The organism is Daejeonella sp. AP26 (assembly GCF_056680515.1).
In genome coordinates this window covers 70,285-96,896 of the sequence record NZ_CM155286.1, presented here as the reverse complement: position 1 = coordinate 96,896, position 26,612 = coordinate 70,285, and the positions used below count along the sequence as shown (strand labels likewise).

At 43.2% G+C, this 26,612-nt stretch carries 14 protein-coding genes; 7 read left to right on the top strand and 7 right to left on the bottom strand.

Annotation, left to right across the window (positions count from 1 at the left end; genetic code table 11):
* Positions 1-207: 207 nt before the first annotated feature.
* The 6 genes from AC1MCB_RS00345 to AC1MCB_RS00320 all read right to left on the bottom strand — a co-directional run bounded on the left by AC1MCB_RS00345 (position 208) and on the right by AC1MCB_RS00320 (position 10,547).
* The gene (locus tag AC1MCB_RS00345; protein WP_479966760.1) at positions 208-4,368 is read right to left on the bottom strand and encodes a phospholipase D-like domain-containing protein; all 4,161 of its coding nucleotides are present in this window, start codon (positions 4,366-4,368) and stop codon (positions 208-210) included.
* Between the two features lie 108 nt (positions 4,369-4,476).
* Positions 4,477-5,757, bottom strand: coding sequence for a hypothetical protein (locus tag AC1MCB_RS00340; RefSeq protein ID WP_479966759.1), 1,281 nt, complete (start codon positions 5,755-5,757; stop codon positions 4,477-4,479).
* A 23-nt stretch (positions 5,758-5,780) separates the two neighbouring features.
* Positions 5,781-6,221 carry a hypothetical protein gene (locus AC1MCB_RS00335; protein ID WP_479966758.1) on the bottom strand — a complete coding sequence of 147 codons (441 nt, stop codon included), beginning with the start codon at positions 6,219-6,221 and terminating at the stop codon, positions 5,781-5,783.
* Positions 6,222-6,250: 29 nt separating this feature from the next.
* On the bottom strand, positions 6,251-7,507 hold the full coding sequence (locus tag AC1MCB_RS00330) for a hypothetical protein (RefSeq protein ID WP_479966757.1): 1,257 nt from the start codon (positions 7,505-7,507) through the stop codon (positions 6,251-6,253).
* A gap of 11 nt (positions 7,508-7,518) precedes the next feature.
* Positions 7,519-10,089, bottom strand: a complete 2,571-nt coding sequence (locus AC1MCB_RS00325) for a hypothetical protein (protein ID WP_479966756.1) — start codon at positions 10,087-10,089, stop codon at positions 7,519-7,521.
* Positions 10,090-10,181: 92 nt separating this feature from the next.
* A complete protein-coding gene (locus AC1MCB_RS00320) occupies positions 10,182-10,547 on the bottom strand; it encodes a response regulator transcription factor (protein WP_479966755.1) in 366 nt (121 codons plus the stop codon).
* Between the two features lie 452 nt (positions 10,548-10,999).
* Here AC1MCB_RS00320 and AC1MCB_RS00315 point away from each other — a divergent pair, with 452 nt between their 5' ends.
* From AC1MCB_RS00315 to AC1MCB_RS00290, 6 genes are all read left to right on the top strand, one after another.
* A complete protein-coding gene (locus AC1MCB_RS00315) occupies positions 11,000-14,224 on the top strand; it encodes an error-prone DNA polymerase (protein WP_479966754.1) in 3,225 nt (1,074 codons plus the stop codon).
* A 148-nt stretch (positions 14,225-14,372) separates the two neighbouring features.
* Positions 14,373-16,316: a M1 family metallopeptidase gene (locus AC1MCB_RS00310; protein ID WP_479966753.1), complete on the top strand. Its 1,944-nt coding sequence runs from the start codon at positions 14,373-14,375 to the stop codon at positions 16,314-16,316.
* A gap of 571 nt (positions 16,317-16,887) precedes the next feature.
* The gene (locus tag AC1MCB_RS00305) at positions 16,888-19,506 is read left to right on the top strand and encodes a tetratricopeptide repeat protein (RefSeq protein ID WP_479966752.1); all 2,619 of its coding nucleotides are present in this window, start codon (positions 16,888-16,890) and stop codon (positions 19,504-19,506) included.
* A gap of 329 nt (positions 19,507-19,835) precedes the next feature.
* Complete coding sequence (locus tag AC1MCB_RS00300) at positions 19,836-21,299, top strand: amino acid permease (protein WP_479966751.1); 1,464 nt, start codon at positions 19,836-19,838, stop codon at positions 21,297-21,299.
* A gap of 390 nt (positions 21,300-21,689) precedes the next feature.
* Entirely contained in the window at positions 21,690-22,679 is a 990-nt protein-coding gene (gap, locus tag AC1MCB_RS00295) for a type I glyceraldehyde-3-phosphate dehydrogenase (protein WP_479966750.1), read from the top strand.
* A gap of 115 nt (positions 22,680-22,794) precedes the next feature.
* A complete protein-coding gene (locus tag AC1MCB_RS00290) occupies positions 22,795-24,105 on the top strand; it encodes a sulfatase-like hydrolase/transferase (protein ID WP_479966749.1) in 1,311 nt (436 codons plus the stop codon).
* A 34-nt stretch (positions 24,106-24,139) separates the two neighbouring features.
* On the opposite strand, the gene arsA is transcribed toward AC1MCB_RS00290, so the two are convergent.
* A complete protein-coding gene (gene arsA / locus AC1MCB_RS00285) occupies positions 24,140-25,921 on the bottom strand; it encodes an arsenical pump-driving ATPase (RefSeq protein WP_479966748.1) in 1,782 nt (593 codons plus the stop codon).
* 482 nt (positions 25,922-26,403) lie between these two features.
* Between arsA and AC1MCB_RS00280 the strand changes: the two genes are divergently transcribed.
* Complete coding sequence (locus tag AC1MCB_RS00280) at positions 26,404-26,604, top strand: hypothetical protein (protein WP_479966747.1); 201 nt, start codon at positions 26,404-26,406, stop codon at positions 26,602-26,604.
* The last annotated feature ends 8 nt before the right edge of the window (positions 26,605-26,612 follow it).

Sequence of the window (26,612 nt, the reverse complement as noted above, 5' to 3'; positions counted from 1 at the left end):
AATGGATTAAATCTTACTACTGAAATTTCATTCTCAGGGAATTGAGAATTTACTTATCCATATAGCGAAAAGCGCTGCAATACCTAATAGTAGAATCAAGCCTTATACTCAAATCTTAATTGTCAGGTCTGAAATATTTTATTGATCATAGTTGTTTTTCAACGCTTTGAATAATAAAGGCGGCAATCTCAGTCATTCTGATTCCATTTATTCTGACAGTTGAAAGCTAAAGAATGAACTGTTTTGTGCACTTCCTGCCCCTTTACCAAATGTATCAGCAAGTAAATTTCTATAGGAGTAGTAAACATGCCTCCACTCGATCCTCTCGGAGTACGTGATATCGCTTCTTGCCATACCCCCATTTGAATTGATAAAGAGAATGATTTTTTCACGCATGCTTTTCCATAATGCATCGCCTTGCGCAAAGCCCCATCTGCCTGCAAGTGGCAATCCTAAACCGGCAATCCCGGTTGACATCATATCAAGGCCCTTGATGATAAAGTAGGTTCCTCCTGTTACCGGATCTTTGCCTATGAAAAATTCTCTATGTCCACTAACGGGATGCCTGCCTGTACCAGGTGTGGTAACGGTAGAGAACCTCCAGCCGTTTGGTTTTGATAAACTTACTACTACAGCAGCATTATCAGGTCCTTTGATATCCTGTCTCATCACAGCGCCCACTGCATTTTCACTTACCCAAATTGGCTGGTCAATTGTTAAGCTATAGGGTTGCCAATCACAATATGATGTGTCTACAAGACTGTTTATATTTAACCTGATGTATTTTACAAGACTTTGAGCATTTTGAGTTACACCGTTAAGTGTTGGAAATTTATCAATCCTGAGGCGATAAAAGTCAACATTCAGATCATTACTGTATGATTCGTTATGAGCATATTGTACATACATATTCCTTGATTTTAATTTTAAAACCAAATCATCAGGAACTTTGAATGCTAAAAGGTAAGCCCAGTCATTTAATTTACTCAACCTGTAAGCCAGCGTGTAATTTTCAAATTCCGGTGCTTCGTATCCTATTTCTTCTTCATCATTGAATTCGCTCTCATCACCCGGCGGCTCATCTATCAGGTTTTGCGGTTCCTGATCTTCAGAAAACTCCACTTCATTCTCATCATCTGCGTTATAATATCCTTGTATTTCAGGCTGCGGGGCTATGGTTCCCCAGGTACGCCATTGTGGTAAGATTGGTTTCCCTGTCCCACATTTAAATGAGGGTCCTCCATCTGACAAACCTAATTTATCAACCGCCCATTGCCCTACATGGTACCAGATATCCGGTCCCGGGTCATTCTCCCTTGAATCTGAACTTTGACGATGGGCAAGAATGTGGGAGGTTCCTAAGACAAGCTTCAAATAACTAACAAGAAATCTCCCGGACTCAAATTGTGCCTGCGTCGGTTTGTCCTCATTAATCTTTATTTTCTTTCCTGTCTTCTTATCCGTTGGGTACCACCATGTGCCTTTAATGCTCGGAAAATTACCTTCAAATTCAACCGCAATTGACCCCGGACTAATGCAGTTGCCATGCCATATCATTCGCGACATCGGATGTAATTGAATGATGCGGCCATCAAGCATGATACAGAAATGAGCACCTGTACTTACATAACCGGTGGGATCACTGTATTGTCCCGACTGGCGGCCCTTTCTTTTAAATGCCATTTGGTGCAGAACAAAAGCATAAACTTTACGGGGATCACGATAAGAGTTGAGAATGTGCTGCGGCTTGTTATTAACCGCCTGTTTTGTCCAATCCTCAATTCTTGATTTCGCCTCGGCAATTGTTTTCTCAGAAGCCAATTGATACGCTGTTCCCATGTGACGGCGAAGGGACTCCATTTCCAATAGAACCCTTTCTGTAACTGCATTAATTTTTTGCGTTAGAGCTAAGTTGTTTTTTAATTGAAAGTCGCTAATTGCTTTTTTAGCAGTATCATCTAAAACATTATTAAGAGCAAGGTTTAATCCAAGAAGATTATTCAAAACGCTTTTTGCCCAGCAGGTATGCCCCTGGCAAGATTTTGCGTTTGCAAAAGCGCTTTTGACGACGGCCACCTGATGTTCCATTACCTCAGCTACTTGCTTGTCCTCAGGATGAAGGTTGAAGCTATCTTCGCCTTCATTACTATCAGATATTATATCCTCGCTCGAAAAATCTTGCTCGAAATCATCATCTCGACTTAACTCTTCAGATTCCGGATTACTTCCTTGAACCTTATTACCTGCTGTGATAACAAATTCCGGATCTGTGTTTACTTCTTCAACTACATCTGCTTCATAAAACTTCTGATCAGTTTCATTTATGGGCTCGGGCCATCCTTCAAGCTCTTGCTGGGGCTGGGTATTATCTGCATCGGGATCAATGATATCAATAATGGCAGGCTTTAATTGGGTAAGAAGCATCTTTATTACCTGTGGGATCAGATAGCTAAGTGCCGGGCCTGTAGCTGCTAATGCAATTTTTTTAGCGGTCGAAAGATTATTGAGTTCATCAATAATCTTTACATCAATATCTTTCACATTCGGATTGGGAGCATAAGGTATAATATGGGTATTAGGATCGGCGTTCTCTTTCGCCTTTAATTGCAATGCGAAGTTTGTAACAGAACCAGGGTCATTAAAAATAAGGGCGGCGGTTTCGCTGTCATGAGTCATAGACCTTGAGGAAAGGTTGGCAGAACCGACAATTGCCAGCTCATCATCAATAATATAGATCTTTGAATGCACTTTATGGTGTGCAGTTGGAGGCAATGTCAGATGGAGCATTTTTATAAAAATTTTCCTCTTTATGACATCATCCGAAAGCCCGGTCTGCAACTGGTCAATAAACTTTTTTCGCATCTGCTTAGAAAACAGAATATCCGCACCGGCAACTTCATCATCCTGCGTTAAAATAGTCAGGTAGCTAAAACCGGGTTCCTTCAGTTTGAGATTGAGCCAACTCGCAATTTCCAGCGAAATCATATATTGGTCTTCAATATGAATCGTTTTCTTCGCATTCATAATCGCCAGCTTCACGGCTTCCCGGATGGTGCGGTCCTGAATAAGTGTATTCGGATGATTATAGGTTTGCAGAATCTTTACATGCGCTGTATTGACACTCTGTTTGACGGGAGAAGGCACGTTCTCTTTTTCTCCCCTTAAGGCTTTAGAGAGAAGAAGGCTGTTTAACGTTTGTCGGGTTGACTTGTATACCTGCCAACGCCACATGAAACGTCTGAGCAAAACCCATGCGGCGTGGCCTTGTACCTTACAGTGAATATCATGTAACACAATTGAATTGCCATTATTATCTATTCCATAGACCCTTCCTGTTGAATCCTTGCCGGAAATACGGTTCGGATTGATATCAATCCCCCCACAAAATCCTATTAAACCCTCTCTCCCTTTTACCACAACCACCTTTTCGTGGTGGCTGCCCTCATTCTGTATTGCTTTTACCTTCGCGGTAAAACTGTTCCATGAATTGATGAACCGTAAAAAGTATGGGGCTTGCGACAGCAACAAACGAATAGTTGCAATGGCGCTCTTTAAGCGGGGGGAACCGAAAGTTGCATTATCCTTTATCAACAAAGAATTTGACAAAGCATTTATTTTTCCAGAAGCGACGTTAATCTCTGTTATGTAGATCGGGTTATCCCACACCATCACGCGAATTTCAACGCCTTTGCTTGAGGCATCCTGCAATAATCGAATCAATGTTGAACTCCGATCGCCGGGAATCAACTCAAAATCAACATCAAGCATCCAACCAAGTATATAGATGTAATGCTCCGAATTAGCAGCAGTTCGTATGGCACTCACTATATGTTCAAACGTTTCTTTGCCGTGGACTAAAGGAACAACGTTACAGGGAACGGTATTCTTGATTATGCCGTGCCAGCGTGAAGGTGTGAATACAGGTGCTGAACCTGTTAAATTAGTGATAAGTGGCTTAAGCAGAGCCCATGAATTAGGGCCTAAGATGCCATCAGTACTTTTTTCATTTTTGAAAACAGTGTCCTGCCACTTTGCTACCATTAAAGAAAATTGCTTTGCATCTACAGGTGCTGCCTCTTCTCTTATTCCGATAGAAGAAAAGTATTTCAGGATAGCCGCCATCTGCTTTCCCCAAAGTTCAGCTCCATATTTTTTATTGAGTCTTACTGCCTTCTCAATATCAATGACAGCAGTTTCATTATCTTCTATAACTAAAGTTTCATTTAGAAACGCTTCAGACTCTTCCTCATTACTTTCAAACCTCATTTTTGCCGGATCTAATAAGGGGCTTTCTAATCCAAAGGCAGTTTCTTCAGACGCCAAGACTAATGAATCAGAAACTTCGAATTCGGTGAATGGAGTTCTCATAAGAATATTTCTTAAGGCATGGTCAATAATAATTTGGTGGCGAAAAAAGAATCCTGCAAAACAGCCGTTCAATAATGCTATTTACAGAATACACATTGGCTACGCTGTTTAATTATTAGCTATCTGGGGCCTGACTCCGTTTGTTGGTTGCTGTTGAATGCTAACCGTACCCCTGATGTTTGCCTCAGGGTTTTTGATGCGGTGGCCTGTTGCTTTTTCCCAGTTATTGATGACAGTAAGGAAAGAGTTCATATAGTCACTATTGATACTTGCAGGAGTACCGGGATTTAAGCTAGACAACATAGTTTGCAGATTTGCAGTTGATTCGAGGTAAGTACCAATTTCAAGAAGGTTCATTATATTAGCTGCTGCTCCCGCCATTTCAAACAAAGCCTGGCATTTGGTATGAGCCGGTACACCTACTTTATTTCCAATTTTTATCAGCCTTTCCCCTATAGTTGATGACTGACAGTTAAGGAAATTAACAAGCTGTGTGTCTGCAGAAATAATAAAAGTAAACCAGGTCACAATCATTGCTGAGGCAAATTCTTCCATGGACAAATTTGTTCCTGCATATACATTCAACCCACCACCGGGTCGTCCTCCTCTTCTCGCTTTCAAAAGTTCTCTTATTTGAGTAGCCAGCTCGACAAGATTGTTTACATCGGTGGTATTGGGGCCGGATGAATTTCTTACGTTAATATAGCTCTGCCACACCTCTGATAAATATCGTTCAAACAACGGAACGAATTGCTGATTAGCAGTTTTTGCTTTATAATATGCGGAAGCAGTTGAATTGATATCGCCAAAAGCCAGGTCAATACCAAACATTCGGTAGTAAGCATTTCGGCGGTTGTCTTCAAAACTTGGTCGTATCAGGCTCCTGATACTGTGAGACCGATAGGTTCCGTCTTTAAAGAATAACCTTTCAGAATTGCTGATCCATTGATATACACTGGGGGTGGCAATACCCAGTTCTTCATCGTTTGCATACCTTTCAATCAGCCTTTCAAATATTTGCAATATCCTGGTATTCTCAAGCAAGTAACCATATATAAAATGATAGGACGATGATTGCGTAAAATCGGCAATAATACCAGTTCCGGGCCACTCATATTGGAAGTTATCCGCAAATGGAGCCAATCCATTGCCATTAACGTCGTACCAGTGCCGTGATATTGCAGTTTCAAAGATTGAAGAGTCGGCATAACTGGAATAGGCTTCTTTATCAGCTAAAGAAAAACTGTAAACGGGATTGAATGATCCTGTAGGTATTATCCCTGGAGCAAAGCCACCAAATGCAGGGGGAATGTAATCGCTTGCAATTCCAGCGCCTGACTGTAAAGGACTTTGTAATGTCGCAAAAATGAGATTATCTAAAGCGTCCATATTGTTTAATTTTGATATTGAGCTTAAGGTTTTGATGTTAAAGTGCTGATGTTACCAGCATTGATGATATCTTCAATTTCCTTTTGTGTGAGGGTACCGGCAGGAACAAAAAAACTACTTCCATTTGTTCTAAAAATTACTGCACCGTTTCCAGCGATTGTTCCTGCATCCGATGGATCTCTACTGAAATTAAGTGGCTCAGATTCACTCAAAAAGCTTCTCAATTCCGCTTCACCCGTATTGATATCTCTTTCAAGATCCTTGAGAACAGTCAAAGCAAGGCTCAGATCAGGAGGAGGGTTTTTATCATCATCAACCTGCTTTTCCAGTTTGCTGTATCGTTTGATCAGCAGTAATACTTTATCTCTCAGATCATAAACCTGAGTCTTTTTGGCGGTATCAAACGAATTAATCAGCGAAATTTTCCTGGAAATAAGGTCCTTTAGTTCGATTACAGAAATCATAACGATAGTTTTAATTATTAGTGATTAATCTAATTCATCTCCACCGCAAACCCCAGCCTCACCATCCAATCTTCCTGCTGTTTATAAAGGGCGGAAAGTTCACCTTTCCCAACTCCGATTTTATATCCGTTTAAAGCCAGCAGCCTTAAACTTTCTTTCCATATCCATGCATGTGAAGTATATAATGCAGGGCCTGCGGTTTGCTCCAGCATCTGCAATGACTGTGGGCTTGCCCTTTCAGGCGGTATAATTTGGGTTAAGGACTTATTTCCAAAAGCATGATAAGGTGATTTTAGAATCAGTTGCACAACATCGGGAAGTGCGTTGGCGCAAATTTTAATCAAACCAACAGAAGGATAGTTCGCCAGGTTGATATTATAGTCGTTTTTAAATACAGCTTCTAAATCATCCCAAGGGCCGCTTCCATAGAATTGTCGACACATTTCAATATTTAGCAATACACGGATATAAGATATTGGGTGCGGGTCATGTTGGTGATACGCAAAGACCGCCTGAGTCGTACCGCTAACTACGTCGTGCAATGCAGCGACAGAAGCATAACCGGTATGAACGAATGCGAAGGCATCTGCCGCAATCTCGCTTGCCCAACCGGAGAATGCAGCACCTGCAATTTGCGGATGACCGGTTAACCTCGTATTGAACGCAACGGCCAGTTCATCGTTCCAATTGATAATATGTGCCACCTGGTGGCCGGTTTCATGAATAATGGCGGTTGGCCGGAACAGATTATGCTGTGTAATTTTTATTGCAGCCACCGGGCTTATTCTACCGTCCCATAAACGCAAACCTGCTTTGAGAATGGAAGCTCCAACCCCTTTATCAACATAGGTAAGTACAGGCGGTGTTTCCTTTCCCAATGGCTGCAGCAGAGCCTGCATACTTTTCATACAGAGAATATCGCAAGCCCTTAGTAATGCCGCAATATTTGGAGTGGTACGAGAGTTTATGGCTACTGCATAAAAATGAATTGTTTCTTCAGCTTTTAAGTATTTATCACGTAACTGAATTAAGCCTTTTTTAACGGATCGCAATGATTCCTGGTCTCCATAATTCTCTAACTGTCTTTTTAAACTATTTGCCAAAACAACCACTTCACCTACACTTTCCTGTAAACACTTTCTTAGCAATAGTCCAATATTATGGTCAATTCCCTGCCATGCATAACCCGAGGCCAGGTGATCCAGGGTGGAAAGCCTTGAAGCAGCCTGCAGCCAATGATTAACCTGCCGCAATAAAGATGTTTGTATGGATACTATAGTCTGCATGATATGAATCGCTAATCGAACTTCTTATCTGCTACTATTTTTATTTCCGGATTTTGAATAGTCGGTATGGAAAGTTTCCCCAGATCAACTACAGAAAGGTTACCGCGAATGGCATTAATTAACGCCCGGATGGCTGACATTCCCGTTATATTATTCCATACAATCTTTACTGTTACTCCATCTTGCGGTTGTGCCTGTGCCTGTTTAAACTCAGCAGCCCTTGATTTAAAGAAGTCGGCCATTGCCTGGTATGCCCTTTCGGATAGCCTGTCAATTAACTTTTCAACAATTTTAGTCAACACTTCTTTTCCAGCACCCAGGCCAAGCCCTCCGATTGCTTTGGTCACATCATTCATGGAAAATTCGTCCGGCTGCTCGTTCATCCGTTCCAGGTAGATTTCGGGAACAGCTTCATGAATAATCTTCACTTTGTTGCTAACATTCTTTAATAATATTCCATTCAGCACATTCCTTACAGACTGGCGGATGAATAAAGCTGCACCCAGAAAATCATTTTTGTTTAGTTTTTCTACCACTGATAGTGAACTTTCTTCACTGAAATAATAGTTGAACCTTATCTCCGATTTAATGAAATTGATAACTGCCTGCGCATCCCCAGAATTAGGAACTGCTATTGAACCTGCTCTCCTGTCGCCCTGTTGATTCTTCTGATTGGTGTTTCCTTTGCGGATTATTTTTAACCTGGCTCCTGGTATTTCAAGATAATAGAATCGCTGGCCAATGGCTGTGCGATGCCTTCGTGAAAGGAATCTTCCATCCATCTTCTTTCCTAAAGCCGGTTCCTTGAGTAACAGGGAAGCCGCCTGCCTGGTTAAGGGGTGAAACTGAACCCATGAATATGGCTGGTTAGCATTAAGACCTGGCAGGTTTTCAACTTTACTAATCTTACTTAACATCGTACCTCCAAGAGCCTCATACAAATGCACTTTCGCTTGTATTGGTTTAGTTGGGTCAAGCCCAAGTTTATCACGCAGAAAATCCGCTAATGGTAATTTTCTGAAAGTTGTTACCGCAGAAGATGCTTGAGGAGTAATGGTGATATTAAAAACATGGGTAAATTTTTTATAAAAATTCTTGGGCCCGTTTCTTGGTTTAAGAACCCATAAAGCATTTTTTTCTGACCTCCGCAAATCTTCCCTTATATATTCAGATGGAAAATTATTTGCAGCTGCCGTTTCAAAAGCTTCCAACAGATGCATGGTCAATGCTTCATTATCGTTCAGATCTGTCTCGTTCAAATCTCCCATGTTTTGGACAGTTTCTTCAATGGTGCTGGCAATCGCTTCATAAGCCAGGTCAGGTTTATTCATTTCATATGTTTCAAATCCGATAGAAGCCATTCCCACATCAATGATTTTTGCTGCCAGAGGTTTTGCTACAGTTTCGGGAACATATTTGCCGACCAGTTTTGCCAAAACGCCAGCCAGGAAATTGATCACTTTTTGGCGGCCAATAAGAGAGATGGCCATTTTCACAACCGGTCGCAATGCCATGATGGCTACAGGGAGAAACCGTTCAATGGCAGGTGCAGGGCTTTCTCCATCCTGCAAATCCTTGAGTTCATTAATAAATTGCTGGCGAGCAACAGCCAGCGAAGGAGAACTTAAACCTCCGGTTTCATAACTGTTACTTCTTTCCAGTGCATCGTCTGATGATTCATAATTCATCAGTAAGTTTTCTGTTTCAGGGTCATCTGGTGAGAAAACAAGCTGCGCGATGTAATTATCTAATTCAGTTTGAATTGCATCCAGTTCCCCGGTTGAAGAAATGTCATTGCCGGAGCCTTCAAATGTAAAAGGGGTTTCAAGGTTAAGATATTTTTTGGCCAGCGCTTGCGCATGCGGCTGCAAGTTTTTAGGGAGTTTTCCGATGGCGAACTTTAATACCTTTTCGAGTAAAGGCTTAATCAATGCTTTAATCTTATTAAGAACGATGCCAATTGGCATAATTTTACCGACAGCACTGACCCCTTTTTTGGCTAAATCAACCCCCTTCTTAACTACTGATTTTATTTTACTGAGAACACCTCCAAATAGCTGTTCCTGTGCAGGTGTAAAGCTAATATTTGATGATCCAAGTTCTGAGAAAAACGCTTCGATCTCCGCATCAGAATGGTCAGCCAGGTTATTTCCCGAAAAATGCTGGGCAACTCTTTCAATAGTGCTTTCGATTTCATTCACCAAAGGCTGGATATACTCCCTTGCATTCTGGGTAGCATAAGGAATATAATTTTCCCCCATTGCCAGTTCATTCGATATTTTGGGAAGCCAGGTGTCTTCTATTTCTGATGCCAGTTCATACAGGGTATTGGAAAATTGGGTGTCATCTAATTCTGCGAGTAATCCCACAAATTCTTCTGAATTTTCCGACAGTTGATGTCCATCCCCGTTTGTCTCATAAGTTCTGGAAAAAGGACTTTCAAAATCTGTCCCGAAATTGCTATAAACAGGTTCGGCAGATTCATTTCCTGTGGGTGTTTCCTTTGAGATAGGAACGTCGGCAAAAGGGGTTTCAAACATGGCAAGTTCAGCATTAATGCCATTTCCTGCATAGTTATTCATAGCATGAGTAATTAAGTTTGAATAGATGATCTAATCTACCATTAGACGTCACCCGTATCAATCCCCCGAAAGAGGGATTTTATAGAAGCATTTTATTTTTCGAAAAATGTTTGATGGTAATAATTAATCAGAGCCGCAGTATTTTTAGCGCCTGTTTTTTCAAGAATATTTTTTCGGTGGGATTTAACCGTTTCATAGCAAATAAATAACTTTTCGGCAATCTCATTATTTGTATTGCCCTGCATTATTAATCCAAGTACTTCAATTTCGCGGATGCTTAGTTTCGGGGTAATGATTTCGAATGGTTTTTTAATCTTCTTTTTTATTAGAAACTCTGCCTCGTCTACATTTGGAGTTTCAATCAAAACATTTATTTCAATGGAATCACTGACATCCTTTGCTATTAATAATATGTCATGAATCCTATTTATCAACTGGTGTTCAACTTCTGTTGTCATACACTCAGCCTGAAAAAAGTTTATGACCTTCTGATCCTGCTTTGTGGCTGAAAATATATTAATAAGAAGACTTGCTGACATGATACCAGGCAGTTAAGACTTATTAATAAAGATGGAAGGAAGCTTGTTGAAAAGGTGATGGGAGTATATTATGTTAATATACGACAAGATAATGATTTGTTATCTCGTTTCTTTTATTTAACCATCAAGTTGCTCTGAAATGAATTTTTCATTACTTCAATATCTCAGGGTTATATTAATTGGTCTGATTACTAAAAAAATCGACCGCAAGCAGGAATGGCTTGAAATTCTGAAAATCCATAACTTTTAAATCATACTGAAATGCTAATAATTTTAGTATTATTTTTGTAGTCTAAATTTGAAAAAGTTATCCGGCAGGGAAATAAACTATATCTCTCTGGGCATGGATATGATCCTGATTTAGTTAAAAGATGAATTATACAGAGCTTCAGGTCACCAGCAATTTCAGTTTCCTTCGCGGAGCTTCTCATCCCGATGAGATGGTGCAGGAGGCTGCTGAACTCGGTTATTCGAAGATTGCCATTTGCGACCGGAACACCCTTGCCGGCATCGTACGAGCTCATGTAGCTGCCAAAGCAAATGGTATCACTTTAATCCCGGGTTGCCGTCTTGATTTGGTGGATGGACCAAGCTTACTTGCCTATCCCACCGATAAACAAGCTTACTGCCGACTTTCCGCCCTGCTGAGCAAAGGGAATCTTCGTGCGGATAAAGGAGAATGTATCCTGTATAAAAAAGATGTTTATGAACATGCGGAAGGCATGCAGTTAATTGCTGTACCTCCATCTGAATTGACGGATACCTTTCAGTTCGAGCCATCTTTTGAAGAGCAATTGAAAGAATACCGTCAGGCTTTTGATCAGCATTTATCCATAGCGGCCACCCGCACTTACCAGGGTGATGACAGCAAAAAGCTTTTTCGCTTGTCGCAGATATCCGATCGGCTGAATATCCCGCTGGTTGCCACCAATGATGTGCATTACCATAACTTCCAGCGGCGCGAGCTGCAGGATGTGCTGACTTGTGTCCGTGAGAAATGCACTATTCAGAATGCAGGTTTCCGTCTGCACCAGAATTCAGAGCGCTTCTTGAAACCGGCAGAAGAAATGCTCCGCTTGTTCAGGCAATATCCTGAGGCTATAGAACGCACACAGGAAGTTGCGGATGCTTGTCAGTTTTCGCTGGACAGTCTGGAGTATGTATATCCCGAAGAGATCACCTCCGAAGGGCGGACACCACAGGAAGAACTGACCCTGCTTACCTGGCAGGGTGCAAGGGAATTTTACGGGGAGAACATCCCTGAAAAGATCATTTCCAATATCAATCATGAAATGATCTTCATCGAGGAAATGAACTATGCGCCCTACTTCCTGACGGTTTATGACATTGTTCACTTCGCTCGAAGCAAAGGGATCTTATGCCAGGGACGGGGGTCCGCAGCGAATTCTACAGTTTGTTATTGCCTGGGAATTACGTCGGTAGATCCCACAAAGTTTGACCTGCTCTTTGAGCGCTTTATTTCTTCGGCCCGTAATGAACCGCCGGACATTGATGTGGACTTTGAACACGAGCGACGCGAAGAGGTAATCCAATATATTTATAATAAGTACGGTCGTGACCGGGCGGCAATAGTAGCTACTGTCACGCAACTGCATCAGAAAGGTGCTATTCGTGATGTGGGAAAAGCGATGGGCCTTTCTATCGATACGGTTAACCGGCTTTCGAGTGCGATTTGGGAGTTTACTGATGAATGGTTTGATGAGCCTCGCCTGCTGGAACAGGGCTTGAACGGAAAAGATCCGCATTTGCGGAAGGTGTTGCAGCTGACCGCCCAGCTGATGGGCTTCCCGCGACAACTAGGTCAGCATACCGGTGGCTTTGTGATCACTCGCGGAAAGCTGACTGATCTCTGCCCTATCCTCAATGCCCGTATGCAGGACCGCACAAACATTGAATGGAACAAGGATGATATTGATGCGCTGGGTTTCCTGAAGATTGATGTGCTGGGTCTCGGCATGCTCACCTGCATCCGCAAGGCTTTTGACCTGGCGAAAAAGCATTACAACCTCGATCTGACTTTGGCTAATATTCCGCAGGATGATCCGGAAGTTTATGACATGATCAGTGCTGCCGACACGATCGGGGTTTTCCAGATCGAGAGTCGTGCTCAGCAAACTATGCTTCCGCGCCTGCGCCCTAAGTGCTTTTACGATTTGGTGATCGAAGTGGCGATCGTTCGACCGGGACCAATCCAGGGAGACATGGTTCACCCCTACCTGCGGCGGCGAAACGGCGAAGAGGCTGTGGAATATCCATCTAAAGAATTGGAAGAGATCCTGAGCCGGACATTAGGAGTGCCGTTGTTCCAGGAACAGGCGATGAAGATTGCTATTGTTGCAGCCGGTTTTACTCCTGCTGAAGCTGACAAGCTTCGCAGAAGTATGGCAACCTTTAAGTTCAAAGGAATGGTTAATCAGTTCCAGAAGAAACTGGTAGACGGTATGACCGCCCGGGGTTATACCGAAGAGTTCGCACAGCGGATCTTCAAACAGCTCGAAGGTTTCGGCAGCTATGGTTTCCCGGAAAGTCATGCGGCCAGCTTCGCCTTGCTGGTTTATGTCTCCTGCTGGCTCAAGCATTATTACCCTGATGTTTTCGGCACTGCCATTCTTAACAGTATGCCCATGGGTTTCTACCAGCCGGCACAACTGGTAATTGATGCCCGGAAACATGGCGTTGAAGTGTGGGAAGTGGATATTAACTTTTCCCAATGGGATAATTTGTTAGAAGAAAAGACTGGCAAATATTATGCGCTAAGGCTGGGTTTCCGGCAGATCAAAGGGATGCGCGAGGAAGATATTGAGGCGCTGGTTTCTGCAAGAGGAGAAGGCTATAAAAGCATTCCTGCTTTACGCGATGCCGGGGTACCGCAGGCGGCAATGGAACGGCTGGCCGATGCGGATGCCTTCCGCTCCCTTGGACTGGATCGCCGGCAGGCTTTGTGGGAAGTGGCGGCCCTGAATGACCGGCCTATCGCTCTTTTTGAAGGCCAGCCATCGGAAAGCGCCCTGGAAACTCAGATCTCACTACCCTTTATGACCACCGCCGAACACGTCGTGCAGGATTATGCCACAACCGCTTTATCGCTCAAAGCACACCCGGTTAGTTTTGTCAGGGAGAAACTCCGGATGCTTCATATCCTGTCTTCAGATGAGATCCGTAATGCTAAAAATGGTATGAACGTGAAAGCGGCCGGCCTGGTGCTGGTACGTCAAAGACCCGGAACAGCAGGCGGTGTTTGCTTCATCACCCTTGAAGATGAGACGGGGTTCTCTAACCTTGTGGTCTTCCAGAATCTGTTTGAAACTTACCGCAAGGAGATCCTTGGCGCCAGGCTGCTCATGGTGGAAGGCAAGCTTCAGCGGGAAGGCGAAGTGGTTCATGTGATCGTCAAACGCTGCTTTGATCTTACAAAGCTCTTACGCGGACTTACTGCTGCTGAAAATGAAAACCTGCCGCTGTTGACATTATCGCGTGCCGATGAGAAAAGTCCTTTCCCGGCAGAGAATAAAAGGACTCAGGTAAGGGAGATTGTAGAAGAAGGGGTTTTCCCGAAGGCGAGGAATTTTAAGTAAAAAAAGAATGTGGAAGAATTACCGTTCACAATCTCTGCGTGATAGTTTGAAATAAGGAAACGCTAATTGACATCCACATCAAAATACTATCTTGCCAGTGCAGGCGAAGATGACTTACAATTTACTCCATCCCCCTTATTTCCTCATCATGAATTTAAAATACTTGCTTTCATCGGCATTTCTCATCTTATTCTACGTCAATGCTCCTGCTCAAAGTATTATACCTTCCCGGCAAGACACTCTTAAAGGCAGTATCACCAAAGGCAGGGAATGGTGGGATCTGAAACACTATGCATTGAGTGTGACGCCAGACTATAAGACTAAAACTATCCGTGGCAGAAATAGCATCAGCTTTGAGGTGATCAGCAGCAATAAGAACCGCTTCATGCAAATCGACCTTCAAAAGCCACTTGTCATTGACAGCGTGATATATAAACGGCGGGAACTCGAAGTCAGCAATGACGGTGATGCCTGGTTTGTCAACGTGCCGGATTTAACGTTTCGGTCTTCAAACACGGTTGATATTTATTATTCGGGCAAACCCAAGGAGTCACTTAACCCACCCTGGGATGGTGGTGTTTCATGGAAGAGGGATTCACTGGGGAGGCCATGGATTACCCTTGGGGCGCAGCTGGTAGGTGCGAGTGTATGGTTCCCCTGCAAAGTACACCAGGGTGACGAACCGGATAAGGGAGCATCAATAGCTATCACAGTTCCTGACACGTTGGTGGGTCTTGGAAACGGACGGCTGAGAAATGTTATAAATAACCACAATGGAACCAGCACATTCACCTGGCAGGTTGTAAATCCCATAAATAATTATGGACTGGCTTTCTATGTCGGTAAGTATGTGAATGTACACGAAGTGTATCCTGGTGAGAAGAAAAAGCTTGATACCGATTACTGGGTATTGGATTATAATCGCGAAAAGGTTCATTCCTACCTGAAACACGAGGTGAATAAGACGTTGAAGACTTTTGAATACTGGTTTGGCCCCTATCCTTTTTACGAAGACAGTTTTAAGATGGTGGAAGCACCCTATATCGGAATGGAACATCAAAGTGCCATCGCCTACGGAAATGGGTTCAGGCTGGGCAGGATCAAATTAAAGAATCTGAGTTATTGGGACCTGAATACGGACCGTCTGGTGGTGCATGAGATGGCCCATGAATGGTTTGGAAATAGTATCACCACGAAGGACTTTACGGACAGATGGGTACATGAAGGTTTTGGAGGCTTCGCGGAAGAGCTTTTTATTGAAGAGCAGTATGGGAAACAGGCGGCTAAGGAATTTTATGAAGCCAGGACACTGAACAAAATTGAAAATAACGAACCGCTGATCAGGCGGTACGAGATCTTTGAAGATGCCGGCGAACATATGTACCTGAAAGGGTGGACGCTGATCCATACGCTGAGAGCGCTACTGGACGATGACAAAAGATTTCGCAAAGTTTTAAGGGGCTTAAATAAGGAATTTTACCACCGGACCGTTGAATCCGGAGAAGTGGAGAAATACATAAGTAAGGCGTTTAAAATGGACCTGCAGCCAATCTTTGACCAGTACCTTAGGGAGATAGATATCCCTACATTGGAATACAGCTTGAACGGTCAGAGTTTGAGTTTCAGGTATATCAATTGTGTTCCGGGTTTTAACATGCTTATTAAAACCAGCCTGACCGGGAACAAATGGATCCGGCCTGGCAAAGAGTGGCAGGAGATAGATGTTGAGGCTGAAGGAAAAGAGCTGAAGATTGGCAGCGATTTTTATTTGAAAACTAAGAAAACGTTGCTATCAGTTGTTGGAACATGGATTTCCGAAAGTGATAATAATTGGAAGTTGGTATTTACCCCCGACCGATGTTCTCAATATTACTCTGACTCGTTAACAGAAACCGGTAGTTACACTATTTCAAATTCTTCACCGCAATGCGGTAAAACAGTACCGGTTACCAGTAATACGAGGTTTTTGAATCTGTTAAATTTAGAGGATGCAACAGATATCATTTGTTATGAGATCAATGGAGTAAGTGGTAATAAGTTATCCTTAAGCGTGGTGGGTCAAGGCGGACAGCTGGTCTTCAACCGCCAATAATATTTTCTATCTAATCTTTCCGCAATTACCATAGCCCTGCACCACGCTCCTGTAGTGACCGCATGCCCTGAATACGATATCTAAAGCCAAACTTTTATCACTTTACAGAATAGATTATTTTAACACTTTGTGGTCCATCAGTATGTTGAATCGTGATTTCAATAGGATACTGGTCAACGTTATACTTGTAAGATCGAGAGATTACATTAAGTTTTGTAGGATTGTTTCTGCTATGAAGAAATAACTGATCTACTCCTTCTAAATAAAACAAATGGGCGTATTTAACATTCTTTCCCAATCCATTTAATTAGCCATACTCTAAATTTTTATCAACCGATGAGTTTATTTCGCTAATATTTCCATGGGATCTGTAATTAAAGAATTCCTCATGATCTTTTTGACCGTTCGGAATTGTAATTAAACTTCAATCATTTACCTGACTTATATGTCTGATATCCTACATGTCACCGGATGATTACTGGTTGCTGGAAAAAATTCTGACCTTGCTTTAATTCAATCTGATTTCAATTTATTAAATTGATTGTATTATTTCCGGATGAAGTATTGGCACATGAAAACTACGCTGATCATACTCACGCTGTTATTTTTGCCACCAGCACTGCTCGCACAAAAGAAAGAGCAGGCCAGAGAGGATTCGCTACGACAAGTCCTTCAGGCAGCCCGTAATGACACTGCACGAATTAAGATCCTCAACACCCTATCCTCCAGTCTTTTAAAAACTGGCAAAGCTGACAGTGCCCTCCTACTCTCTTCATCTGCGCTTAGCCTTTCCAAAAAAATAAATTTCATACAGGGTGAAGCGGACGCCTATTTCAACTTAGGCCACGCCTATGCAAACAAGTCGAAATCAAATGATGCACTAGCGAATTATCTGTCTGCTCAAAAACTTTATGAGGAATTAAAGCGTCCGGAAGAACTGGCTGAAACCTATTATGCGTTGGGTTCGGTTCATCAGCGGAATAACTATGACGCCGCTATCCAGTTTTTCAAAAAGGGCTTAAAAACCGCTCAGCAAACCAGCAATAAAAACCTTTCAGGCAAGCTAGCCTATATCACCGCCGTCGTACTTATCCGGAAAAGTGAATATAATGAGGCTGCCGCTTATAAAGACCTGGCTATAAGGTACTATACCGAATCGGGAAACGAAACCGGCTTGGCCAACTGCTATGTGGTGAGCGCCAGACTGAATAATCGAAACGGAAATGTTCAGCAATCATTAAAAGATAATTATTCGGCCTTGCGTCTGTTCGAAAAAACAGGCAATAAAGTTGGCATCTATAATGTGCATACCGGTATCGGCCTGATGTACGAGGATCAGAAGAATTGGAAGGAGTCGTTGAAGAGTTATATCCTGGCAAAGAAAGCTGCCGAAGAACAGGATAATAAGATGGTTATTGCCGGTGCCTACAACAACCTGGGGAATGCATACAGGGAATTAGGAAAAACACCTGAAGCATTGAAAGCATTTGAAGAAGCGCTAAGGCTTTCGGAACTTACAGATGATACCAAAGGAATAGCGGCTGCCCAGGGAAACCTGGGAACTATCTACAGTTTAATGGGTAAACCAATAGAAGCTTTGAAAAGCTTTGATGACGCAAGGAAACGTTTTGAAGCAATTGGCTCGAGAGAATCCGTCGCAATATCGTATCTGGAAAGCGGAAGCGTTTATTTCGATATGAAAGATCTGGATGAAAGCAAAAAGTCATTAGATAAGGCATTAAATATTTCAAAACAGGTTGGCTATAAAGAGATTATAAGCAAGTCATATAAATTACTTTCACAGATAGATAGTGCAAAGGGTAATTATGCTTCTGCCTTTAAAAACTATCAGCAATTTATAACTTACCGCGACAGTATTGCTAATGCAGAATCAGCAAAGCAGCTACTCGAACAGCGGATGTATTATACTTTCTCAAAAAAAGAGGATTCGCTGAGACTTGAGCAGGCGCTCATTGCAGAACAACTCGACAAACAAACGTTGCTTTCGAAAAAACAGCAGCAGGATTTGAAACTGAAACAAGCCGCACTTGAATTGGCGAACCGGGAAAAAGATGTGCAGCGTCTCACTTTCTTAAAGACCAAGGCTGAATTGCAACTCAGCAACGAGCAAAAAGAAAAGAGGCTGACACTGGCTGAGCAGGAAAAAGCCTTACAACGGTCACAGCTTGAGAAACAGACATTAATTTCGAAGCAAAAGGAACAGGCACTTTTACTGAAGGATAAAGAATTAACGGTGCAGCGATCTCAGCGAAACATCTATCTCATAGGAGCAATAGCCTTCCTTTTGCTTTCCTTCTTCATCCTGCGCAACAACCGGCAAAAACAAAGGGCTAATGTTGAATTACATAAACAAAAAAGCGAAACCGAGAAAGCATTGGATGAATTGAAAAATACGCAGACCCAATTAATTCAGCGCGAAAAGATGGCTTCTTTGGGGGAGCTGACTGCCGGCATTGCTCACGAGATACAAAACCCCTTAAACTTCGTTAATAACTTCGCTGGTCTTAATAAGGAGTTAGTATCAGAGATGAAAGAAGAACTGGTTAAAGGGAACTACGGAGAAGCAAATACTCTGGCTGACAGTATTGAACATAATGGAGAAAAAATATTGAACCATGGGCAACGGGCTTCTGCTATAATAAACAGTATGCTGGAACACAGCCACGGTGCAACAGGCGAAAAACAGCCTACAGACATCAACCGGTTGGCGGATGAGTACTTATGGCTGGCCTATCATGGTCTGCGGGCAAGGGACAAAAGCTTCAACGCAGGGATAAAAACTCATTATAGCGATGATGTTGGAACAGTCAACGTTGTTCCGCAGGAAATCGGGAGAGTTTTTCTGAACCTTTACAACAATGCTTTTTACGCCGTCAATCAGAAAAAGAAAAAGCTGGGCAAGACCTTTGAACCGGAAGTTGTCATGAATACCAGAAGAGTGGACGGGCATGTCGAAATACACGTCAAAGATAACGGAACCGGTATTCCACAGAAAGCGCTCAATAAGATCTTTCAGCCTTTCTTCACTACTAAACCTGCCGGCGAGGGTACCGGCCTGGGACTATCACTGAGCTACGACATTGTGACGAAGGGCCACGGTGGTGACATTGCGGTAGACACAAAAGAGGGTGAATACTCAGAGTTTATCATTCAACTGCCGGCAACCTGAGATATCGTTCCCGAGATAAACGAATCTCAAACATAGACTATCAGCTAGTGAGCATTGTATTTACGCAAACAATGATCAGAGTTTCGACAAATGGTGGGATATCTCCATATCAATGTCAAAAAGCAAAATTTTGCGGGCCTGATTTCATAAGCGGAAGAAAATTAGCACATCTTAAAAATGCACGCAAAAATTTCTTTTCCAGTCAATTACGTCCAATATTAAAAATATAAATTTTCTGCATCCCGGTAGCGGTCCTTCTCTACTTCTTAGATTAAATACCTACGTTTGGACACCCCTTTATACTTTATTGGAAAAAAATTACATATCAGATGTTTCAACGGAAATCGATTGAACAGTTGTTGTTTGAAGCCGGAGCCAGCGGTGAAGGTCATCTACGACGTTCGTTAACCAGTTTCAACCTGGTTGCCATGGGTATTGGAGCCATCGTTGGCGCCGGACTGTTTTCACTTACCGGGATTGCTGCAGCGGATAACGCGGGTCCAGCAGTAACCATTTCATTTGCTCTCGCCGCTTTTGCCTGTGCGTTTGCCGGCCTCTGCTATGCTGAGTTTGCAGCGATGATTCCGGTCGCGGGAAGCGCCTACACTTACTCGTATGCAACCATGGGTGAGTTTATGGCCTGGATTATAGGATGGGATCTCGTTCTTGAATATGCGCTGGGCGCAGCGACGGTGTCCGTCAGCTGGTCGAGGTATCTGCTGGAAATACTTCATAAATACGATCTGCAGCTGCCCCATCAGCTGGTAGTGTCACCGTGGGAAACAATAAAACTTGGCGACGGAACAGTCATCGACGGGGGTTGGATCAACCTTCCTGCAGTTTTTATTATTTGCCTTCTCTCCCTCGTGCTGGTTCGTGGATCGAAAGAGTCGGCCACAGTGAACAATATCCTTGTAATCATGAAGGTGGGGGTTATCCTGCTGTTTATTGCGCTTGGATGGAGCCATATTAATCCTGAAAATTATGTCCCCTATATTCCGGCAAATACCGGCCAGTTTGAAAACTACGGTTGGTCGGGTATTTCGACAGGCGCGGCGGTTGTATTTTTTGCCTTCATTGGTTTTGATGCCGTATCAACTGCCGCACAGGAAGCCAAGAATCCACAGAAGAGCATGCCTATTGGTATTCTCGGCTCGCTGATAGTTTGCACTATCCTGTATGTATTGTTTGCACATGTGATGACCGGCTTGGTTAACTATAAAGACTTTGCAGGCGATGCAAAACCTGCTGCAACGGCCTTCGCCGTAACCGGATACACGTTTTTACAGGATGGTCTTATCATCGCTATCCTTTGCGGTTATACATCGGTGCTCCTGGTTATGCTCCTGGGACAATCCCGCATATTCTACACGATGTCCAACGACGGGTTGCTGCCGAAATTCTTCAGTAACATTCACCATAAGTTCCGCACCCCCTGGAAAAGCAACTTGTTTTTCATGGTATTTGTAAGCCTGTTTGCAGGTTTTGTTCCGGTATCCGATCTGGGGCATATGGTGTCTATCGGAACTCTATTTGCTTTCGTACTCGTATGTATTGGTGTGATCGTGATGCGTAAAAAACTACCGCATGCTATCCGTCCGTTCCGTACACCCTGGGTTCCTTTTGTACCGCTAATGGGTGTGCTGGTTTGCGTTTACCTGATGTATTCCCTGCCTTCGGAAAGCTGGTCACGCCTGTTCATCTGGATGGCGCTTGGCGTGGTAATCTACTTCCTGTACGGACGTAAACACAGCAAGGTTCATGAAGTGAGTAAGGAGAAGATTGTGGAATAACGTCCATTTACTTTTCATATTTGACCTTCTTACTACGTTTTGACCACATAGGTATTGAGAATACGGGCGATAGCGTTGTAGCCAGCAATGGTTGATAAATCGCCGGTTTCCATGCTTACATAATGGCCGGCCATCAGGGGCTTTTAGTTGTTTGTCGTGCAACTGCCGGCTAACCTGAAGCAATTTTGCTGGTTGAATATTTTCTGACGCTCTGGTAAGTGAACCCAAAAACTGCCCGTTCAATCGAACATGAAAACAAATTATACCAATGAAACTTTATAACTCTACAGCATGCAAATGTAGATGTGATTCAGATCTTCACGTATGCCGGTCTAAATACTTAGTACTAAGTACTCAGTACTAAATACTAACTACTAAATACTTCCCTGGATGAAAAAGATAGCAATTAACGGCTTTGGCAGGATCGGACGCGCCGCATTGAAAATAATCATTGAAACGCCCGAATTAGAAGTGGTGGCAATCAATGATTTAATGAGTATTGAAAACGCTGGCTACTTGTTTAAGTACGACAGCGTCTACAACAAGTATTCAGGTGAAGTGGCCATTGAAGACAATTACCTGCGTGTTGGCGATAAGAAAATCTTGTATGTTTCTGAAAAGGATCCGGGAAGCCTTCCCTGGAAAGATTTGACCATAGATGTGGTGATTGAAAGCACCGGTCTATTCACCAAAAGCGAGGACGCTGAAAAACATATTCATGCCGGCGCAAAGACCGTGGTGATTTCAGGCCCAAGTAAAGACGCGCCGACGGTAGTTCATGGCGTTAACAGGGTGGACCGCGAAGTAAGTATATTCTCATGCGCAAGCTGCACCACCAATAATATTGCCCCTGTCATGGAGATCATCGACCGAAGGCTGGGCATAAAAAAAGCCATTTTAAATACCGTTCACGCTTATACAGCATCCCAGGAGCTGGTAGATGCTCCCTCCAAAAAAGACGTTCGCATGGGACGTGCAGCAGCTGTCAATTTAGTTCCATCCTCCACAGGTGCGGCCCTTGCAGCGGTAAAAACACTTCCCCAATTAGAAGGCAGGTTTGACGGAATCTCTATCCGAACCCCGGTGCCGGTGGGCTCTATATCTGATATTACTTTTATTGCTGAGCGGAGCACCTCTGTCGAAGAGATCAATACTTTCCTGTCTGAAGAGTCACAAACCGACCGTTACAAACGGGTTTTATCGGTGAGCGATGAACCGCTGGTTTCCTCAGATATAGTTCAAAGTTCCTTTGCTGCCGTGGTCGACCTGCGAATGACCCGTGTGGTAGATGGCGACCTGGTAAAAGTCATGGCCTGGTATGATAATGAGTGGGGATTTACGAACCAGATGATCCGCCAGATCCTGGAGATTGGAGTCTGATAGATTTAACGCTTTTAACTATACCCTAAACTCTGATTGTTAATAAAAATTGTTAAATTACTGTTCTCCTTATCAATTGTGCGACTCCGTTTTGTTTAAACAATAGATCATACCAATGAAGGTCAGCAGCAGCTTAGTTTTTTTTGCTATCATCCTGTCGATCGGGGCTTCCGCAGTTGCCCAACCAAAACGTCCCAACATCATTTACATCATGACCGACGATATGGGCTATGGAGACTTGAGTTGCTATGGCAACAAGGGTTATGAAACGCCCAATCTGGATAAACTCGCTTCCCAGGGCTTGAAGTTTACGCAAGCTTATGCAGCAGGGCCGCTCTGCACGCCGACAAGAGCCAGCTTCATGACGGGCCGCTATCCAGCCCGCATACCGGTGGGCTTGAAAGAACCCCTTACACCAACTGCCAAAGACAGCACTTACGGGATAACCGCCGAAACCCCTTCTGTAGCCACATTAATGAAAGCTGGCGGATACGAAACAGTCTTAATAGGTAAATGGCACCTCGGCTTTTTACCAAAGCATAGTCCTGTCAAAAATGGATATGATTATTTCTACGGCATTCATAGTGGCGCAGCAGACTATATCTCCCATAAGGGCGACGGCAGAAGACCCGACTTATATGAGAACGCCAGGCCAATTAGTGAGCAGGGCTACCTCACGGACCTATTCTCTCAAAAAGCAATCAGATTTTTGAAAGGAACACACGATAAACCCTTTTTTCTTACTCTGAATTATAACGCACCACACTGGCCCTGGCAAGGTCCCGGCGATAAAGCATATGCTGATACCAGTAATTTTCGAAGCGGGGGATCACCGGCAATCTATGCTTCTATGATGAAGAGCCTGGATGACGGAGTAGGCGCTGTTTTGAAAACATTGGATGAAACGGGTTTAAGCAAAGAGACCATTGTGATCTTCACCAACGATAACGGTGGTGAACGATATTCTAACAATGGTAGTTTAGCCAAGTCCAAGTCTACGCTCTGGGAAGGAGGGATCAGGGTACCTGCATTCATCCGCTGGCCTGGAGTAATATCATCTGGTGGCTCAAGCGGGCAGCCGATCATCACCATGGACTGGACCGCCACAATTCTTGCGGCTGCCGGAGTAAAGCCGCACCCTAAGTTTCCACTGGATGGCATAAATCTGCTCCCAATTTGCCGTAACCAGGGAAAGGAAATAAAGAGAACCTTTTATTGGCGCACCTTCCAGCGCAACAAGCAAAAAGCGATCAGGGAAGGTAAATGGAAATATTTACAGGATGAAGGAGAGGAATATCTCTTTGACCTTAATGTAGATGCGGGCGAACGAATAAACCTGAAAGCAAAATATCCGGGCAAATTCCGGGAGTTTAAGAACAAGTATTCAGATTGGGAAAAAACGGTTCTACTACCCATCCCGTTGTGAAAATCAAGTGACGAATGCCCGGGTCGCTCTCTCCTTACTTCAAGTCCGCAATAACGTTAGGATGGCCATCTAAAAGTGCGGGGAGTAAATCCTTCTCCGCAATAAATGGAATTCCAAAAGTCCGTTCTGAGAAAGTTGACTTGATGGTATCAATGACTTCTACTTCTGCAATAGACCGACTCTTCAGCGTAGGGTCGGAAATACCCGAAATCATAGAGAGGCTTTGGTTTATCAACCAGGCATAAGGTTTTATGCCCGCCCGCTTTAAATCGTCCTGTAAGGACGCTGCTTCTCGCATGGGTGTGGTTTCAGGTAATGAAACCAAAATGATTTTTGACAACTCCTGATCTTGTAACGACATGTAGGGTGTCCTGATTCCTACCGAACTCATATTGTTTCTCATAATGTCTCTATGGTAGCTTCCGGCGGTGTCTAGCAATAGCAATGTATGTCCGGTGGGCGCCGTATCCATTACCACAAACTTTCGTTTTGCCATACTGATGGCTTTAGAAAAAGCATGAAAAACGGCAACCTCTTCTGTACAGGGAGACTTTAAGTCTTCAAGAATCAGTTTTTTGGCTTCTTCAGATTGCCCCTGGCCTTTATGCTCTAAAATCTTTTCAATATAGCGTTGCGTCTCAACTTTAGGGTCAATGCGCTCGACACTTAATGTTGCCGGAAGTTCGCCTAATTGCTCAATAAAATCCTGAATATGCGCCGCAGGATCAGTAGTTGTTAATAGTACATCAAAGCCTTTTCTTGCAAGCGTAACCGCAATGGCCGAGGCGGCAAGAGTTTTTCCAACTCCTCCTTTACCCATCGTCATGATAAGTCCGTTTTGCTTATTCTCAAACAGCTCTTCGGTTAGCTGATCAATGCCCGGTAATATCTGAGCAGCCACTTCAAGTTTTGAACTATCCTGAGCGGCAATTGACCTTTGCATCTCCACATTAAAAAGTGAACGGAGTTTATTAATTCCCAACACATTGTAAGGTAAAAGCGGAAATGTTCGTAAGGACAATAACTTCAAATTAGCAGGAATGGACTTTAGTTGGTCAATGGCCATGGCTTCCATTTTACTAGCGAGTGCATCCCGTGTTCCCATCGCTTTAAAAACTCCGTTAATATACAACTGTTGATTATTCATGCCAAGTTCGTGTAATTCATTACTGGTTCTGGATGCTTCCTTTAATGATGCTTTGTCAGTCCTCGCAACAATATAAAAGGTGGTCAGAGATTCGTCTCTTAGTCTATTCACAACCGTGTGGTACCTTTCCTTTCCACTTTTAAGCGCAGAAGTTGGACCAAGGCAGGAAGCTCCATCGGGGTTTTCATCGGTAAAACTTGACCAGGCAGCCGGCAGTTCAAGCAGCCTTAAAGTATGACCAGTTGGTGCCGTATCAAAAATTACAACATCAAATTTTGCCGCTTCAGTTTCACCCGACACAAAACGAGAAAATTCATCGAAGGAAGCTATTTCAGTAGTGCAGGCTCCGGAAAGATCCTCTCTGATTTTCTTAATCTCCTCTTCTGCAGCAACACCTTTCAAGGGTCGAATCACCCTGTTACGATATTCTTCAGCCGCATCTTCGGGATCAATGTTGATCGCGAAGAGGTTGTCAATTCCTTTTACTGAATTTATGTTTTCATCAACGGGACTTTCTAATACATCCTTCAAATTAGATGCAGGGTCAGTACTCACCAATAGCACGACTTTACCTGCATCCGCCATTTCAACGGCTGTTGCACATGCAAGCGATGTTTTACCTACACCTCCTTTTCCGGTAAAGAATAAGTATGTTGCTGAATGGTTCATCTATATTATAAAGTTAATTATTCGATATATATAAATGCCCGACCTTAACTGAATAATACCAGTCGGAATTTGCTGGAATACCCGCGCCCACAGTATTGCTTTTAATCCTGCTCATCTAAATACACAGAAGGAGCGTGAGCTATGTTTATACTCTATAAGGATTAAATTTAATTGTTTATTGAGAAATAATAATGAGCGATGCGGTCAGAATTAGTGATAGTAATCAGAGTAGCAAGAGGTATTGCTGACTGACCTGTTTAGGTCGGATAATGATTTCTAATTGAACTTATGAAAGTATTGTTCTGCTCATGTTCGACCATCCTCAGACCAAATGGCTATTGATCTAAGGATGGTAAAACAATTCCCGAACGAATCACAAAGCAGGCTAGTTTCTGGTAAATATCCCCCGAAGCTTTAAATCTGTTAATGTTTGATTACAAATTCGCCTGATTCCTAACCGCATACAGAAAACATTATAGATAATGGATCAAGCTGTGTTGGAGACTATATCCGGAGGAAACGAGCCTTCCGCCCTACTTCCAATCCAAATGCCATTGAATATGAAAACTGTAGAGCAACAATTGGAAGATGTTCAGCTTGATATGCGGGTTCATGTTGACAGTGAAAGCCGTGCCTATAACTTTGGCTATGGGATGAATTGGAAAGGTGTTATCAAGCGATAAATGCACTG